Annotated in this window: 10 protein-coding genes; 8 read left to right on the top strand and 2 right to left on the bottom strand. The window is 68.8% G+C overall.

The annotated features are described in order from the left end of the window. Positions 1-8: 8 nt before the first annotated feature. The 4 genes from FHS07_RS11825 (at position 9) to FHS07_RS11810 (ending at position 6,412) form a co-directional block, all read left to right on the top strand. Positions 9-1,259, top strand: coding sequence for an aminomethyl transferase family protein (locus tag FHS07_RS11825; RefSeq protein WP_183420080.1), 1,251 nt, complete (start codon positions 9-11; stop codon positions 1,257-1,259). Next, the gene (gene gcvH, locus FHS07_RS11820; RefSeq protein ID WP_183420079.1) at positions 1,256-1,642 is read left to right on the top strand and encodes a glycine cleavage system protein GcvH; all 387 of its coding nucleotides are present in this window, start codon (positions 1,256-1,258) and stop codon (positions 1,640-1,642) included. The genes FHS07_RS11825 and gcvH overlap by 4 nt, the downstream gene beginning before the upstream one ends. Beyond that, positions 1,639-4,518, top strand: a complete 2,880-nt coding sequence (gcvP, locus tag FHS07_RS11815; protein WP_183420078.1) for an aminomethyl-transferring glycine dehydrogenase — start codon at positions 1,639-1,641, stop codon at positions 4,516-4,518. Before gcvH ends, gcvP begins: the two co-directional genes overlap by 4 nt. A 229-nt stretch (positions 4,519-4,747) precedes the next feature. Further along, the gene (locus FHS07_RS11810) at positions 4,748-6,412 is read left to right on the top strand and encodes an ABC transporter substrate-binding protein (RefSeq protein WP_183420077.1); all 1,665 of its coding nucleotides are present in this window, start codon (positions 4,748-4,750) and stop codon (positions 6,410-6,412) included. A 16-nt stretch (positions 6,413-6,428) separates the two neighbouring features. On the opposite strand, the gene FHS07_RS11805 is transcribed toward FHS07_RS11810, so the two are convergent. Further along, positions 6,429-7,298: a CPBP family intramembrane glutamic endopeptidase gene (locus FHS07_RS11805; protein ID WP_183420076.1), complete on the bottom strand. Its 870-nt coding sequence runs from the start codon at positions 7,296-7,298 to the stop codon at positions 6,429-6,431. Between the two features lie 259 nt (positions 7,299-7,557). Between FHS07_RS11805 and FHS07_RS11800 the strand changes: the two genes are divergently transcribed. The 3 genes from FHS07_RS11800 to FHS07_RS11790 all read left to right on the top strand — a co-directional run bounded on the left by FHS07_RS11800 (position 7,558) and on the right by FHS07_RS11790 (position 12,127). Then, entirely contained in the window at positions 7,558-9,351 is a 1,794-nt protein-coding gene (locus FHS07_RS11800) for an ABC transporter substrate-binding protein (RefSeq protein ID WP_183420075.1), read from the top strand. A 150-nt stretch (positions 9,352-9,501) separates the two neighbouring features. Beyond that, positions 9,502-11,046, top strand: coding sequence for an ABC transporter permease (locus FHS07_RS11795; RefSeq protein ID WP_183420074.1), 1,545 nt, complete (start codon positions 9,502-9,504; stop codon positions 11,044-11,046). Positions 11,047-11,077: 31 nt separating this feature from the next. Then, positions 11,078-12,127 (top strand): ABC transporter permease, encoded by a 1,050-nt coding sequence (locus tag FHS07_RS11790; protein WP_183420073.1) that lies wholly within the window; start codon positions 11,078-11,080, stop codon positions 12,125-12,127. A gap of 20 nt (positions 12,128-12,147) precedes the next feature. Here FHS07_RS11790 and FHS07_RS11785 read toward each other — a convergent pair whose 3' ends face one another. Continuing rightward, positions 12,148-12,750: a PH domain-containing protein gene (locus FHS07_RS11785; protein ID WP_183420072.1), complete on the bottom strand. Its 603-nt coding sequence runs from the start codon at positions 12,748-12,750 to the stop codon at positions 12,148-12,150. Positions 12,751-12,812: 62 nt separating this feature from the next. Here FHS07_RS11785 and FHS07_RS11780 point away from each other — a divergent pair, with 62 nt between their 5' ends. Beyond that, entirely contained in the window at positions 12,813-14,567 is a 1,755-nt protein-coding gene (locus FHS07_RS11780) for an ABC transporter ATP-binding protein (protein WP_183420071.1), read from the top strand. Positions 14,568-14,749 lie beyond the last annotated feature (182 nt).

Genomic DNA, 14,749 nt, shown 5'->3' with positions numbered 1-14,749 from the left:
CAGAACTCATGACCACTACCCCCGCTCCACCGCGCACGTCGCCGCTGCACGATCGGCACGAGGCCCTCGGCGCCTCGTTCACCGACTTCGGTGGCTGGAACATGCCCGTGCGTTACACCTCCGACCTCGCCGAGCACCACGCCGTCCGGCGGGCGGCCGGGCTCTTCGACATCTCGCACATGGCCGAGTTCACCATCGAGGGCCCTCACGCCGCGGGCTTCCTCGACTACGTGCTCGCGGGCCGCCTGTCGACGATGAAGATCGGCAAGGCCAAGTACTCCCTCGTGCTCGCAGCCAGCGGCGGCATCGTCGACGACGTCATCGTGTACCGCACCGGCGAGCAGCACTTCCTCGTGATCGCCAACGCCGGAAACCGGGATGCCGTGGCCGCGGCCTTCGAGACGGCTCAAGTGACCTGGGGTCGCTCGTCGGGAGCGTCGACAGGCTCAGCCACCGACGCCGGCGAGGGCGCTTCCGCCTCGGACGCTGCCGCAGGCTCGGCGACGGAGGCCGCCGGAACCCGCTCCTTCGCCGTCGTCGCAGGCTCCCCGGGCCCGACCATCGAAGACGTCACCGACCAGTTCGCCCTCATCGCCCTTCAAGGCCCCGAGGCGCGCGGCATCCTGAGCTCCACGCCGGGGGTCGACATCACCGGTACCGCGCTCGACGGACTCGGCTACTACGCGTGGACCGACGGGACGTTCGAGGGAGCGCCGCTCTTCGTCGCCCGAACCGGATACACCGGCGAAGACGGCTACGAACTGCTCGTCCCCACCACCCACGCGGGTGCCCTGTGGGACGCCGCGCTCGCCGCGGGTGCCGAGAAAGGGCTGGTCCCGTGCGGCCTCGCCGCGCGCGACACCCTGCGGCTCGAAGCGGGCATGCCGTTGTACGGCCACGAGCTCTCACGCGACATCGTTCCCGCCCAGGCCGGCCTCGGTCGGATCGTCGCCGTCGACAAGGAGGCGTTCGTCGGAAAGGACGGACTCTCATCCGGACCCGCCGATGCGCCCGTGCTGGTAGGGCTCGTCTCAGAAGGCCGCCGCGCCGGTCGCGCCGGCTACGCGGTGCTGCACGGCGACGACACCGTCGGCGAGATCACCAGCGGCGCACTCAGCCCCACCCTCGGTCACCCGGTCGCGATGGCGTTCGTCGCCCCCGCGGCATCCGGACCTGGAACCGAACTGACCATCGACGTGCGCGGAACCCGCATCCCCGCCATCGTCACCGCCCTTCCCTTCTATCGGAGAAACGCATGACCGACCTCACCGCCCTCAGCTACACGTCCGAGCACGAGTGGATCGCCCTCGCAGAGATCGAAGGGGCGACGATCGCCACGGTCGGCATCACCGACTTCGCCGCCGACAAGCTCGGCGACGTCGTCTTCGTCGAGCTGCCCGGCGCCGATTCCGCGGTCTCGGCAGGCGACGTCTGCGGCGAGATCGAATCGACCAAGTCGGTCGGCGAGCTTTACGCACCCCTCACCGGCACCGTCGTCGAGGTGAACGACGCCGTGGTCGACGACCCCTCTCTCGTGAACGCCGAACCCTTCGCCGGGGGCTGGCTCATCAAGATCCGCGTCGAGGGCGAGCTGCCCGGCGACCTCCTCGACCGCGCAGCCTACGAGTACCTCACCGCATGAGCACTCTTCTTCCTCCCCGAACGGATGCCGCCGCGCCCGCCGTCTTCGTCGACCGCCACATCGGCATCGATGCCGCGGCGCAAGCCCGCATGCTCGAGGTCGTCGGCTACGACAGCGTCGACGCGCTCGTGGAGACCGCCGTCCCGGCATCCATTCATGTCCAGGCCCGCACCACGAGTTCGATCCCGCCCGCGGCCACCGAGGCCGAGGCGCTCGCCGAACTCCGCGAACTCGCCTCGATTAACCGGTCCGCGCGCCCGTTGATCGGCCTGGGCTACTACGACACCTTCACTCCGTCCGTGATCGCGCGAAACGTCCTCGAGAACCCTTCGTGGTACACGGCGTACACGCCCTACCAGCCCGAGATCTCGCAGGGGCGTCTCGAGGCGCTCATCAACTTCCAGACGATGGTCACCGACCTGACGGGACTCGCCACGGCGAACGCGTCGATGCTCGACGAATCCACCGCCGTCGTCGAGGGCATGCTCGTCGCCCGCCGCGCGTCGAAGGCCAAGACGAGCGTGTTCCTCGTCGACGTCGACGCCCTGCCGCAGACGAAGGCGCTGCTGCACCACCGCGCCGCGGCCGTCGGCATCCGCGTCCATGAGACCTCCTTCGACGGTGAGCTCCCCGAGGCGTTCGGAGCGTTCGTGCAGTACCCCGGCGCCACCGGGCGCGTGTGGGACTTCTCGGCCGTCGCCGCGGCCGTGCACGCCGCGGGCGGCCTCCTCGTCGCCGCCGCCGACCTGCTGGCACTGACCCTGCTGCGCTCGCCGGGCGCACTCGGCGCCGACGTCGCGGTCGGAACGACCCAGCGCTTCGGCGTTCCGCTCGGCTTCGGCGGCCCGCACGCCGGGTACATGGCGGTGCGCGGCGGCCTCGAACGCCAGCTCCCGGGGCGTCTCGTCGGCGTGTCGCAGGATGCCGTCGGCGCTCCCGCCTACCGCCTGTCGCTGCAGACGCGCGAGCAGCACATCCGGCGCGAGAAGGCGACCTCGAACATCTGCACGGCACAGGTGCTGCTCGCCGTCATGGCGGCGATGTACGCGGTCTACCACGGCCCGCAGGGACTAAAGGGCATCGCGACGCGGGTCGCGCAGCGGGCCGACGCCCTGGCATCCGCCCTCCGTGCGTACGACCTGACGCTGGCGAGCGACGCGTTCTTCGACACCGTGCGCGTGCACGTGCCGGGGCGTGCGCAGGACGTGGTCGACCGCGCCCGCGAACGCGGATACCAGCTGCTCTGGGTCGACGACGCCACCGTGGGTGTCTCGGTCGATGAGACGACGACGGATGCCGACATCTCGGCCGTCCTTGATGCGTTCGGCCTCGCGACCGAGGATCTGCCGGAGGGGATCGCCCTGCGCGGCGTCGACGACGCCCTGCACCGCGAAGACGAGTACCTCACCCACCCCGTCTTCCACACGCACCGCAGCGAGACGGCGATGATGCGCTACCTCAAGTCGCTCGCCGACCGCGACTACGCGCTCGACCGCGGCATGATCCCGCTGGGCTCGTGCACGATGAAGCTGAACGCCGCCACCGAGATGGCGGCGGTCTCGTGGCCCGAGTTCTCGCGCGTGCACCCCTTCGCCCCCGAGGCCGACGTGCACGGCTACCTCGAGATGATCGACCAGCTCGAACGCTGGCTCGCCGAGGTGACCGGATACGACGCCGTGTCGCTGCAGCCCAACGCCGGCTCGCAGGGCGAGCTCGCGGGCCTGCTGGCGATCCGCGGCTATCACCTCGCGAACGGCGACATCGAGCGCACGGTATGCCTCATCCCCTCGTCGGCCCACGGCACGAACGCCGCTTCCGCGATCCTCGCGGGCATGAAGGTCGTCGTCGTCGCGTGCGACGAGGCCGGCAACGTCGACCTCGGCGATCTCCGCGCCAAGATCGCGCAGCACGCCGCCGAGCTGTCGGCCCTGATGATCACCTACCCCTCGACGCACGGGGTGTACGAGCACGACGTGCTCGAGATCACGCAGGCCGTCCACGACGCCGGCGGTCAGGTCTACGTCGACGGGGCGAACCTCAACGCGCTGCTCGGCTTCGCCCGCTTCGGCGATCTGGGCGGGGATGTGTCGCACCTGAACCTCCACAAGACGTTCGCGATCCCGCACGGCGGTGGCGGACCCGGCGTCGGCCCGGTCGCCGCGAAGGCGCACCTCGTGCCCCACCTCCCGTCGCACCCGTTCTCGCAGCGCGCCGATCACGCCGGGGGCACGTTCGACGGTGGCCCCGTGTCGGCGGCACCCCACGGCTCGGCCGGCATCCTCCCGATCTCGTGGGCGTACGTGCGCATGATGGGCGCCGAGGGACTCCGCGAGGCGACCGCCGCCGCGGTGCTGTCGGCCAACTACATCGCCACCCGCCTGCGGGAGCACTACCCGGTGCTCTACGCCGGGGAGGGCGGCCTGGTCGCGCACGAGTGCATCCTCGATCTGCGTCCGCTGAAGGAACAGACCGGGATCACCGTCGACGACGTGGCCAAGCGCCTCATCGATTACGGCTTCCACGCTCCGACGATGTCGTTCCCCGTCGCCGGCACGCTCATGGTCGAGCCGACCGAGAGCGAGGACCTCGCCGAACTCGATCGATTCGTGGATGCCATGGTCGCGATCAAGCACGAGGCCCTCGCCGTCGCCGCGGGGGAGTGGCCCGCCGATGACAACCCGCTCGTGAACGCCCCGCACACCGCCGAGACGGTCGTCGTGGGCGAGTGGGAGCACCCGTATCCGCGGGAGACGGCGGTGTACCCCGTGCGCTCGCTCATCCGTGGCAAGTACTGGCCCCCGGTGCGCCGGATCGACCAGGCCTACGGCGACCGCAACCTGGTGTGTTCCTGCCCGCCGCCGGAGGCGTTCGCCTGACACGTCCACCTGACGCACTCACTTCTCGGCGGCCGTCCTTCGTGAGGGTCGCCGAGAAGTCGAGCGCGCGGGCACCTCGGGGTGGGTGGTGCACGTCGGCACCCCCATCCACCCCGGATTCGCACAGCGGGCGTTTAGTAAGGTTCCCGATGTGCATCACGGCGTGAAAGAGGAACCTCGACCGACCCGACGACGCGGCCCGGGACGCGCGATAGCACTCCTCGCCGCCGTGGGGATCGTCCTCGCCGGGTGCTCTGCTCCGGAGCCCGCTCCAGAGACCGAGCAGGAAGCGGCTCCCACCACCTTGACCGTGGGCGTCGTCGGCTCGCTCACCAGCTTCAACGCCGCCAGCGCTACGGGAGACACCGCCGCCAACCGGGCCGTGGCATCCCTCCTCGACGAGAAGCTCGGGTCGCTCGACGGCGACCTGCAGGTGGTCCCCAACGACGGCTTCGGTCGCATCACCCGCGTGCAGGGCGACCCGCTGAAGGTCAGCTACGAGCTGTTCGACGATCGCGTCTGGTCCGACGGCACGCCGGTGAGCCTCGACGACCTGCTGTTCGGCTGGGCCGTCACCTCGCATTTCTTCGACGACGCCACCTACGACGACGCCGGTCAGATCGTCTCGGGCACGAGATACTTCGACACCGCGATGCCCGCCGACCCGAACGCGCGTACCGCGCGGCCCAGCATCGACCGCTCCGACGACACCCTCACCCTCACCTACGACGAACCGTTCGCGGACTGGAACCGGCAGTGGCTGCTCGACCGGCCGGTGCACGTCGTGGCCGAACGCGCGGGCGTGAGCGTGAAGGATCTGCTCACGGCGATCCTCACCGTCCCCGAGGGCGACCCGCAGGCTCCGGCCGCACCCAACCCGGTGCTGATGGCCGCGGCCGAGGCGTGGAACACCGGCTTCGATGTGCCGGCCGGCACGGCCGTCGACCCGGCGAGTGTCGTCTCCGCCGGTCCCTGGACCGTGACGGAGTCGACAGCAGACACGCTGACCCTCGCCCGACGCGACAGTTATCAGGGCGCGCACTTCCCCGGCCTCGAGGCTCTGAGCGTGCGCTTCTTCCCCGACCGGGCGGCGCAGCTCTCCGCCCTCGAAGCGGGGGTCGTCGACATCGCCAACGTCGGCGAGATCGACGTGGCCGAACGTGAGACGCTCACCGACGCGGGCTACCAGGTGCAGGTCGGGCCCACGACCCAGACCCTGCACCTGCGATTCGGCGAAGGGACGGCATCCGATCTGCGTCAAGCCATGACGTTGGCCATCGACCGCTCCTCGATCGTGCGTGACGTGCTCGGTCCGATGCGTCCCGACGCGCAGCCGCTGCAGTCGTTCCTGTCGTCGTCGGCGACGGGGCAGCTGTACAACGACCTCGTCGCGGGCAACGGAGCGCCCGGCACGGGCAGCGATGCGGATGCCGCGCGCAACGCGCTCGGAGATCGCGCCGCCGTGCTCCGCGTGGCCTACGACGCGACCGATGAGCTGTCGTCGCAGGTCTTCCCACGACTCGTGTCGATGGGCGCGCGTGCGGGCATCGCCGTGCGTGCAGCCACGGCGGACGACACCGCGGATGCCACGCTCGCGTGGGTCGGCGAGGACGAGAGTCTCTACCGGTCGGCGCGTGATCGCATCGCCGAGGGGGTGGACGGCCTGAACACCGACGAGCTCTTCGCTGAGCTCACCGTGCACACCGATCCGGTCGACATCCTGGCAGAGGCGAAGGAGATCGACCGCTCGCTCTTCGCCGCATTCGCCGGCGTGCCGCTGTTCGAACGCACGGGTGCCGTGGTTTCGGCAGCGGGAGTCGGGGGAGTGGACTACACCTCCGAGCCCGACGGTGTGCCCCCGGCGTTCTGGACCTGGTCCGCGCCCTCGCAGTAAGGGGCGGCCGGACCGATCACGACGCCGGGGTCGCGGGCGGGGCGAAGATCCCCGGCCACCAGGCGGCGGCCAGCGGGTAACCGACGAAGGCGATGATGTCGATGACGGTGTGCGCCACGACCAGTGGCATGACCCGCCCCCACCGCTTGTAGCACCAGCCGAACACCAGTCCCATGACGACATTGCCGAGCGCCGACGGCCACCCCTGATACAGGTGGTAGCTCCCTCGGAGCAGCGCGGTCGACACGATCACTCCCGTCCACGACCAGCCCAGGCGGCGCAGCCGATCGAACAGGTACCCGAGGAAGATGACCTCCTCCGTGAGGCCGGCGCGGAGCGCCGCGAGCACGAGGAGCGCGATCACCCACCACGACGAGTCGAGCGGCGCGGGGACGACCGCGATGCTTTGGCCGATCGCCCGGCCGACGGCGTAGACCCCGATGCCGGGGACGCCGATCAGCAGCACGAGCGCGAGCCCGCGGAGCACATCGGACCCGAACCGGCGGAAATCGAGACCGATGCGCCGCAGGGCGTTGCCCGCCGGTTCCCACAGCAGGTAGATCGCGACGGCGACGAGGGCCAGCGAGAAGAAGATGTCGAGGAACTGGTAGATCGCGTCCCACAACGGCTCGGCACTGCGCGACGGATTCAGCTGCGTCTGCTGCTGGGAGATGGGTGCGCGCGTGGCCGCCCGCACGAACGACACGACCGAGTAGATCGCGGACTGGCCGACGCTGATCAGGAGGACGAGCGCGACCTCCCACGCGAGGCGACTCCGTCGGTAACGATCCGAGCGGTCGATGGGGGAGGGAAACGGGCCGAGCGTCTCTGTCGACGTCGACAGGTCAGCCGCACCGGGGCGGGTGGCCGAGGGATGCCGGGACATGGGACACATTCAACACCGCTCGATCGGGACCTCCCTATGGAATGCCGATGAGCGCCACCGCTGAGAGAGGGCGGCCGAGGAGCGACGACCCGTGGGATTGTCAAAATGCTCGGATGAGCACGTCGGAGATTAAAGGTCTGTAACGAAACATCTAAATGTTTTGACCATCCGGTGACATGTACCTATCGTTTCGGTATCCACGGCTCCCCCCGGCTGTTCTGCGCGGTGGGGTGCTCGTCAACCTTGCACTGGAGGCAAAGTGTCTGAAAAGACCCGGCGCGCACGCGCCCTCACGGCGGGAGCAGGAGTCGCGGTCGCGGCTCTGGCACTCGCCGGATGCACCACCACCGCCACGCCCGAGGGCGAGACGAACACGGGTGGCACGATCACGATCGCCACGACGAACGCGTTCACCTCGTTCAACGGAGACACCCCCGAGGCCAACCTCGACACGAACGGCATGGTCGGCTACCTGACCGGTGTCAGCGGCGGACTGGGTCTCGGCGGCTTCCAGCGCCTCGACAAGGACTTCTCGGTCCTCAACAACACCGACTTCGGCACCTACGAGACGGTCTCCGAAGACCCGCTGACGGTGAAGTACACCATCAACGAAGGATTGACCTGGTCCGACGGCGAGCCCATCAACGCCGACGACATGCTCGTCAACTGGGCCATCAACTCGGGCTACTACAACGACGCGATCCTCGACCCGGCGACCGGTGACGTCACCAACGGCGGTACCCAGTACTTCAGCCTCGCCGGCAGCACCGCGGGACTCGACACCACCGCGTTCCCCGAGATCGGCGACGACAACATGTCGATGACGCTGACCTACGCGACGCCGTACGTCGACTACGAGCTCGTCAACCCGATCGGCAAGCCCGCCCACGTGCTCGCCGAGAAGGCCGGCGTCTCCGAGGCCGACTTCGTCGAACTGCTCAAGACGCTGCCCAAGGGCGACACCGCCGCTCCGGTCGCGCCGAACGAGACCCTGAAGGCCGCCGCGGACTTCTGGAACACCGGCTACGACGTCACCGCCATGCCGACCGACGAGAGCCTGCTGGTTGCGAGTGGTCCGTTCATCGTGACCGACTTCACGCCCGAGCAGAGCATCACGCTGGGCAAGAACCCCAACTACAAGGGCGAGATGTCGCCCTCGTACGACCAGCTGATCATCCGCTTCATCGGTGACTCCAACGCCCAGGTGACGGCCCTGCAGAACGGCGAGGTCCAGGCCATCCAGCCGCAGGCCTCCGCCGACACGCTGACCGCTCTCGAGAACGCGAACGCCACGGTTCACTCGGGCAACCAGCTCGCCTACGACCACGTCGACTTGAGCTTCGGCGGAGTCTTCGCCGACGCGAACGTCCGCGAGGCCTTCCTCAAGACGATCCCGCGCCAGCAGATCCTCGAGTCGATCGTCACGCCGGTCAACCCCGACGCCGAGGTCCTCAACTCGCAGATCTTCCTCCCCACCGAGGGCGACCAGTACACCACCGCTGTCGCGGCCAGTGGCTACGACGCCTTCACGGAGCCCGACATCGCGGGTGCCACGGCTCTGCTGAACGGTGCGACTCCGACGGTGCGCATCCTCTACAACACCAACAACCCCAACCGTGTCGACAGCTTCCGCGCCATCCAGCAGTCGGCGCAGCAGGCCGGTTTCGTGATCGAAGACGCGGGCTCGCCCGACTGGAGCTCGCTGCTCGGCAGCGGCAGCTACGACGCCTCGATCTTCGGCTGGGTCTCGCCCGGCGCCGGTAACGCCGCCCTCCCGCAGATCTTCAAGACCGGCGGCGGCGGAAACTACAACAACTACAGCAACAGCGCCGTCGACACCCTCGTCGACGAGAGCCAGGTGACGGTCGACCCCACCGAGCTCGCTGACATCAAGGTGCAGATCGACACGGCGACGGCGAAGGACTTCTACGGTCTTCCGCTCTTCCAGTCGCCGGGTCTGTTCGCCGACAACGGTTCCGTGACGGGCGTCGACTACTTCGGTGGCCAGACCGGCATCGTCTGGAACGCGCAGGAGTGGACGCTGGCGGGTTGATGACCCGTTGAGTTCACGTGAGGCGCCGGAGTCGCTCGGCTCCGGCGCCTCACTTCGCGTGCGTGCAGCGCCGTTTCGCCGCACCCGCGACTATCCTGTCCAGGGCGCCTTTTCGGTGCCCGTCACCCGATCGAAAGAAGACCTCCCGCGATGGTCGGATTCATTCTCAGGCGCATCGCCGTCTCGATCCTGGTTCTCCTTGCCGCGTCGTTCATCATGTACGTGCTCGCCGCCAACTCCGGAGACCCGCTCCAGGACCTCCGCGACAGCACAGCAGCCAACCGCGATCAGCTGATCGCCGCGCGCGTCGCCGCGCTCGACCTCAGCGTTCCCGCCCCCTTGCGTTACTTCCTGTGGCTCGGCGGTGCCGCCGGCTGCCTCATCCCGTTCGCCGGTACCTGCGACCTCGGTCTCACGATCAGCAACGCCCCCGTGCTCGACATCCTGCCCACTGCGGTGGGCTCCACCCTCCAGCTCGTGACGGCGTCGTTCGTGCTGGCGATCGTGCTCGGAATCGTGGTCGGCGTCGTGTCGGCCCTCCGTCAATACAGCGGCTTCGACTTCGGCATCACCCTGCTGAGCTTCTTCCTCTTCTCGCTGCCGTCGTTCCTCGTCGCCGTGCTCCTCAAGGAGTTCTTGGCCCTGGGGTTCAACAGCTTCCTCGAATCGGCGACATCGATCCCGGTGTGGGTGATCGTGCTGCTCGCCGTCGTCGCAGCGGTGATCTGGCAGGCGATGATCGGCGGCTCGGCGCGCCGACGTGCGATCGTCGCCGGCACCGCCGCCGCGGCGACCATCGCCCTGCTGGTGTACTTCAACGTCACCGACTGGTTCCGCAACCCCGGCTTCGGCCCGGTGGGTCTGCTCCTGCTGATCGCCGGAGTGGTCGTCATCACCACCGCGCTCATCTCGGGCCTGTCGAACCGTCGTGCGCTGATCGTCGCGGCAGGCAACGGTGCGATCTCGTACATCGCCTACTACGTCCTGCAGGGACTGTTCGACATCTCCACGGTCCCCACGATCATCATCCTGATCGTCGTGGCCGTCGTGGTGGGTCTCGTCACCGGGTACCTCGTCGGCGCGCCCGACCGCGGGATGACGGCGCGCATCGGTGCGATCGTCGCCTTCTTCTCGTTCGGTCTCGTCGTGCTCGACCGCTACATGCAGTCGTGGCCCGCCTACGTCGACAACCCTCGGATCAACGGCCGCCCGATTGCCACGGTCGGTGCGGCGACTCCGGGATTCGGCGGCGACATGTGGATCACCGGCATCGATACGTTCACGCACCTGCTACTGCCGACGATCTCGCTGCTGCTGATCTCGTTCGCGGGGTACACCCGATATGCCCGTGCGGGCATGCTCGAGGTGATGAACCAGGACTTCATCCGCACGGCGCGCGCGAAGGGTCTGCCCGAGCGCACCGTCGTGATGCGTCATGGTCTCCGCAACATGTTGATCCCGATCGTGACGCTGATCGCCACCGACGTGGGGGCGTTGCTGGGTGGTGCCGTGATCACCGAGAAGGTGTTCGCCATCCCCGGCATGGGTCAGCTGTTCGTGACCTCGATCCAGCGCGTGGACGTGAACCCGGTGATGGGCTACTTCATCGTCATCGCGATCACCGCCATCGTGTTCAACTTCCTGGCCGATCTCGCCTACGCGGCGCTCGACCCCCGCGTGCGAGTCGTCGCATGATCGCCGCCGTCCGATTCCCGGAGGTCTCCTCATGACCCAGATGCTTCCCGAGCCCGCGAACGTGGATGCTCCGGCCCCCGCAGACGAGCGCAACACCGTCGGTGTGAGCCAGGGCCGACTCGTCCTCCGGCGTTTCCTCGCGAACAAGGTCGCCGTCGTCTCCGGCATCCTGTTCCTCCTGCTGGCGGCCGTTTCCGTCTCGGCGATCGGCCTGGGTCCCATCCCCGGTTGGTGGAAGTACGACTTCACGACGCTGAACCCGCAGAACAACAGCGGGGCACCGACCCTGTCGGTGTTCCCCTTCGTGTGGGGTGACCACCCGTTCGGGCAGGACCGCATCGGCATCGACTACTTCGCCATGACGATGCGCGGCATCCAGAACTCGATCCTCGTCATGTTGGTCATCAGCGTCGTCGGTACGACCGTCGGTACCGTGATCGGCGCCCTCGCCGGCTACTACCGCGGGTGGGTGGATGCCGTGCTCATGCGCATCACCGACGTCTTCATCGTCATTCCGATCATCGTCATCGGTGCCGTCGTCGGTCGCGCGACGGGCGGTCTGGGTGTCGTGCCGCTGGCGTTCTTCCTCGCGATGATCTCCTGGACGACGATCGCGCGCCTCGTGCGAGCCGAATTCCTCTCGCTGCGTGAGCGCGAGTTCGTCGAAGCCGCACGCGTGGCCGGAGCCAGCGACGCCCGCATCATCTTCAAGCACATCCTGCCCAACGCCATCGGCGTCGTGATCGTCGCCGCGACACTGCTCGCGGCATCCGCGATCCTCCTCGAGACCGCGCTGAGCTACCTGCAGCTCGGTGTGCGCGCGCCCGACGTCTCGCTGGGTCTGATCATCTCCGACAACCAGTCGGCCTTCTCGACCCGTCCGTGGCTGTTCTGGTGGCCGGCCGTGTTCATCGTGCTCCTGGCCGTTCTCGTCAACTTCGTCGGCGACGGCCTGCGCGATGCATTCGACCCGCGCCAGAAGCGCTTCTCGCTGCGTCGCACCAAGGAGCAGGCGGCCTCGTCCGTCACGGCTCCGGCGAGCACACAGGCGCGGGTGCATCCGGAGACACCGTCGTCATGACGACCGTCTCCGCGTGGACCTCACGCGAGTGCGATCGCCGCGATGACGCCGGCCGCGCCGAGGACGAGCAGCACGACGTTGTCGACGCGTGCGGCGATGGCGACGGGGGTCTGTTCGGCCCGGCCCGCCTCGATGCGGCCGGCGTCGCGGAGCGCGTACCACCGGGTGCGCACCATCTCGGCCGCGCGGCCGGAATCGGTGTTCGGCAGATCGCCGGGGCGCACCTGCGGCGTCGACGCGCTCTCGCTCCGGCGATGGGCCCGCGCGGCACGAAGCGCGCCGGCCGCTCCGGGCGACGGCGCGGCGGTGACGCTGATGCGACGGCGCGGGGTGTGCAGCTGCAGCGCATAGCGGGTGTCGACGTGCACGAGCGCAGACCACGGCACGCGGTAGCGCAGGGCGATGTTGTCGACCTGGACTCCCTCGTCGTCGACCGAGACCGAGGGCGACCACAGGATGCCGCCCGCCAGGGCCGCCGCGCCCAGTGCGCCCACGATGACCAGAGCCGGGGCGTCGGTGGCGGCAGGTGTCGCGAGCAGGCCGACCGCCACGACGGCGATGATCGCCCACACGATCCCGCACAGGACCCGGGTGAACGTCGAACGGAACGTCTGGCGTGGCATCCCCCGATTCTTCCATTCCCCGATCACTCCCTCCCGCTCAGCGGGAACGAGAGGACAATCTCATGAGCACGACCGAGAAGTCCGGCATCCCCGCCCTGGAGATGGCCGATGTCAGCGTCGACTTCGCCGTCGACGACGTGTGGGTCCCCGCGGCGAAGCACCTGACGTACTCGATCGCCCGCGGCCAGGTCGTCGCGGTGGTGGGCGAGTCCGGCTCGGGCAAGAGCGTCAGCTCGATGGCCGTGCTCGACCTCCTGCCGCGCAACAGTCGCGTCACCGGCAGCATCAAGGTGAACGGTCGCGAGGTGACCGGGTTGTCGACCGCGCAGATGCGGCAGTTGCGCGGCCCCGAGGTCGCGGCGATCTTCCAGGAGCCCATGACGGCGCTGAACCCGGTGCTCACCGTCGGTTCCCAGATCATCGAGGCGCTGCGCGCCCACACCACCATCGCCCCGACGCAGGCGAAGGCGCGAGCGCTGGAACTGCTCGAGATGGTGGGATTGCCCGACCCGGCGAAGGCGTTCGCGTCGTACCCGCATCAGCTCTCCGGCGGCCAGCGTCAGCGCGCGATGATCGCCCAGTCGATCAGCCTGGAGCCCGCCCTGCTGATCGCCGACGAGCCGACCACCGCGCTCGATGTCACGGTGCAGGCGGAGATCCTCGACCTCATCCGCGACCTGCGTGATCGGCTGGACTCCGCCGTGCTGCTCATCACCCACGACATGGGAGTGGTAGCCGACCTCGCCGACTGGATCGTCGTGATGAAGGCGGGTGACATCGTCGAGCAGGGCCCGGCGGCCCAGGTGCTCGGGGCGCCGAAGGACGCCTACACCAAAGAGCTGCTGGCCTCGGTGCCGCGCCTGGGCGAGACGCTGGAGGGCGAGTCGTCGGTCGACCTGGTGGAGGCCCTGGCCACGGCGGTCGCCGAAGGTCCGGCGCGCACCGAGGCCCTCGCCCTGGCCGCCGCCGCCCCCGAGATCGCGCATCCCGTCCTTCAGCTCGATAACGTCTCCATCGAGTACGGCAAGAAGGGCCGGGTCGCCGCGTTCCGTGCCGTCGATGGAGTCACGCTCGGAATTGCCGAGGGCGAGATCGTGGGCCTCGTGGGGGAGTCCGGCTCGGGCAAGTCGACCATCGGGCGCGCCGCGATCGGCCTCCAGCCCATCGCCGACGGCCGGCTCGTCGTCGACGGCGTCGACATCTCGAGCGGATCGCGCAAGCTCATCAAGTCGCTGCGTCGCCGTGTGGGCATCGTGTTCCAGGACCCGTCGTCGTCGCTCAACCCTCGTCTGCCGATCGGGGAGTCCATCGGCGAGCCGCTGTTCCTGGCGGGCGAGGCCAAGGGTGCTGCTCTGGATGCCCGGGTCGAGAAGCTCCTCGATGAGGTGCGCCTGCCGCGGAGCTACCGCAACCGCTACCCGCACGAACTCTCGGGTGGACAGAAGCAGCGCGTCGGCATCGCCCGCGCCCTGTCGCTGCAGCCGCGTCTGCTCGTCGCCGACGAACCGACCAGCGCCCTCGACGTCTCGGTGCAGGCGCGCGTGCTCGAGTTGCTGAGCGAGCTGCAGAAAGAACACCGCTTCGCCTGCCTGTTCATCAGTCACGACCTGGCCGTGGTGGATGCCATGGCCGACCGCATCGTCGTGCTCAACCGCGGAAAGATCGCGGAACAGGGCACCCGCGACGAGATCCTGCGCGCGCCGAAGGAGCCGTACACGCAGCGCCTGATCGCGGCGATCCCCGTCCCCGACGTCGAGGTGCAGGCCGCCCGCCGCGAGTTGCGTCACGAGCTGCTGAAGAACACTCCGGCATCCTGATCGGTGCCACGAGGGGCGGCGTCCGGGCGGACGCCGCCCCTTCTCGTTCGTCGGGACGTCCGGGCGATTCGCGGATTCGCCTCCCCTTGCGGGGATTCGCACTCCGTCGGGAGGTGCGGAATTCCGGCCCCATCGGGTGCCCGAGCCATTCCTGAACGTCGCCTGCCGGGAGTGTCGCGGGG

The organism is Microbacterium proteolyticum, assembly GCF_014192415.1.
GTDB classification, from domain to species: domain Bacteria; phylum Actinomycetota; class Actinomycetes; order Actinomycetales; family Microbacteriaceae; genus Microbacterium; species Microbacterium proteolyticum.
Note: the sequence above shows the minus strand (reverse complement) of the source record. Positions and strands in the feature narration are given on the sequence as shown.

What these genes read in the sequence shown, in the direction of transcription:
- FHS07_RS11825 (WP_183420080.1), top strand. Translation starts at nt 9, where the DNA reads ATGACCACTACCCCCGCTCCACCGCGCACGTCGCCGCTGCACGATCGG.
- gcvH (WP_183420079.1), top strand. Translation starts at nt 1,256, where the DNA reads ATGACCGACCTCACCGCCCTCAGCTACACGTCCGAGCACGAGTGGATC.
- gcvP (WP_183420078.1), top strand. Translation starts at nt 1,639, where the DNA reads ATGAGCACTCTTCTTCCTCCCCGAACGGATGCCGCCGCGCCCGCCGTC.
- FHS07_RS11805 (WP_183420076.1), bottom strand. Translation starts at nt 7,298, where the DNA reads ATGTCCCGGCATCCCTCGGCCACCCGCCCCGGTGCGGCTGACCTGTCG.
- FHS07_RS11795 (WP_183420074.1), top strand. Translation starts at nt 9,502, where the DNA reads ATGGTCGGATTCATTCTCAGGCGCATCGCCGTCTCGATCCTGGTTCTC.
- FHS07_RS11790 (WP_183420073.1), top strand. Translation starts at nt 11,078, where the DNA reads ATGACCCAGATGCTTCCCGAGCCCGCGAACGTGGATGCTCCGGCCCCC.
- FHS07_RS11785 (WP_183420072.1), bottom strand. Translation starts at nt 12,750, where the DNA reads ATGCCACGCCAGACGTTCCGTTCGACGTTCACCCGGGTCCTGTGCGGG.
- FHS07_RS11780 (WP_183420071.1), top strand. Translation starts at nt 12,813, where the DNA reads ATGAGCACGACCGAGAAGTCCGGCATCCCCGCCCTGGAGATGGCCGAT.